The organism is Paenibacillus popilliae ATCC 14706, from assembly GCF_000315235.1.
Classification (GTDB): domain Bacteria; phylum Bacillota; class Bacilli; order Paenibacillales; family Paenibacillaceae; genus Paenibacillus_B; species Paenibacillus_B popilliae.
In genome coordinates this window covers 1-435 of sequence record NZ_BALG01000543.1, presented here as the reverse complement: position 1 = coordinate 435, position 435 = coordinate 1, and the positions used below count along the sequence as shown (strand labels likewise).

Genomic DNA, 435 nt, shown 5'->3' with positions numbered 1-435 from the left:
CCGATCACGTTCGCCGTTCGATGACGAGCCCGGCAGGCACGACGTATTTTGTGACCAATGAGGAATCCATGCTCAGCCAACTTCTGATGGAAGTGGACGAAGAAGGAAATCCACGGGCCTATTATGTATATGGACTCGGTCTCATCGGTCGCGAGGATGCGAGCGGTCGCTACGTACATTATCATTATGATCGTCGCGGCAGTACCGTCAGGCTTACGGACGAAGCGGGAAACGTGACCGATCGCTACCGCTATGGCGCTTATGGGGAACTCCTTGAGCATGAAGGAAGCACCGAGCAGCCATTTCGGTACAACGGACGCGACGGTGTCATGACAGATCCAAACGGGTTGTATTACATGCGGGCGAGATACTATAACCCGGAGATCAAACGATTCGTGAACAGGGACATTGTGGCAGGCAACCTTGCCGAAGGAC

Annotated in this window: 1 protein-coding gene; it reads left to right on the top strand. The window is 54.0% G+C overall.

Annotated elements, in window-relative coordinates:
* The coding region (locus tag PPOP_RS19085) for an RHS repeat-associated core domain-containing protein (RefSeq protein WP_305082449.1) at positions 1 to 435 on the top strand (435 nt) is incomplete at both ends.